This is a genomic window from Streptococcus sp. 1055 (assembly GCF_013276815.1).
Classification (GTDB): domain Bacteria; phylum Bacillota; class Bacilli; order Lactobacillales; family Streptococcaceae; genus Streptococcus; species Streptococcus pseudopneumoniae.
The window spans coordinates 1-739 of the sequence record NZ_VMLT01000144.1 but is presented as its reverse complement, the minus strand read 5'-3'; the positions used below and the strand labels follow the sequence as shown (position 1 = coordinate 739).

The following is a 739-nucleotide window of genomic DNA, read 5'->3' as shown; positions in this document are numbered from 1 at the left end:
AGTTTCTGGTGTTTCTGGTGTTACCTTAGCTGGTGTTGTTACATTAGGAACTTCCACAGCTGCTTTACCTGGTTCTGTAATCTTACCTGTACCTGGGACATCTGTCTTAGGAAGTTTGTCATTTGGTACTTTACCTTTACCATCTTGACCGATTTCAACAGTGATTGGGCCATCTTCACCTGGGATTTCTACCATAGTTCCTGGTGGATATGTTCCTCCTCCTGGTCTCTGCGGTGTTACTGTAACGTCACCTGTCTTAGGATCTGGTTTCAACTCTATTGTTGGTGTCTTACGAGCTGGCGTTGTTACATTCACTGGTTGTGATGGTTTCTTGTTCGGTTCTGTTACTCTTCCTGTACCTGGGACAGCTTTCTTAGGAAGTTTGTCATTTGGTACTTTACCTGAACCGTCTTGACCGATTTCAACAGTAATTGTGTTTCCATCTTCACCTGGGATTTCTACCGTAGTTCCTGATGGGTAAGTTGTTCCATCTGGTTTCTTAGGCGTTACAATCGCATCTCCATTTGGTTGTGGAGTAATTTCAATCTCAACTGGTTTTTCAGTTTCTGGTGTTTCTGGTGTTACCTTAGCTGGTGTTGTTACATTAGGAACTTCCACAGCTGCTTTACCTGGTTCTGTAATCTTACCTGTACCTGGGACATCTGTCTTAGGAAGTTTGTCATTTGGTACTTTACCTTTACCATCTTGACCGATTTCAACAGTGATTGGGCCATCTTCA

The 739-nt window shown here is 43.0% G+C and carries 1 pseudogene; it reads right to left on the bottom strand.

The features are described from left to right. A pseudogene (locus HT699_RS10760) lies at positions 1-739 on the bottom strand (YSIRK signal domain/LPXTG anchor domain surface protein); the annotation flags it as partial.